At 67.1% G+C, this 417-nt stretch carries 1 protein-coding gene; it reads left to right on the top strand.

Annotated elements, in window-relative coordinates:
• The coding region (locus G3I78_RS49290) for a catalase (protein WP_164437189.1) at positions 1-417 on the top strand (417 nt) is incomplete at both ends.

The following is a 417-nucleotide window of genomic DNA, read 5'->3' as shown; positions in this document are numbered from 1 at the left end:
TTCATCCGCTCGCAGAAGCGCGACCCGTTCACGGGCATCCAGGAAGCCGACAACGTCTGGGACTTCTGGTCGCACTCCCCCGAGGCGACCCACCAGATCACCTGGCTCTTCGGCGACCGCGGCATCCCGGCCTCGTACCGGCACATGAACGGCTACGGCTCGCACACGTACCAGTGGACGAACGCGCAGGGCGAGGCGTTCTTCGTCAAGTACCACTTCAAGACGAACCAGGGTGTGCGCTCGCTCTCCTCGGAGCAGGCCGCCGAGCAGGTCGGCGCGGACGCCAACAGCCACCAGCGCGACCTCGTGCAGGCCATCGAGCGCGGGGTGAACCCGTCCTGGACGCTGCACGTGCAGATCATGCCGGCGGCCGAGGCGGCGGAGTACCGCTTCAACCCGTTCGACGTCACCAAGGTG

The organism is Streptomyces sp. SID13726, from assembly GCF_010548375.1.
Lineage (GTDB): Bacteria > Actinomycetota > Actinomycetes > Streptomycetales > Streptomycetaceae > Streptomyces.
Note: the sequence above shows the minus strand (reverse complement) of the source record. Positions and strands in the feature narration are given on the sequence as shown.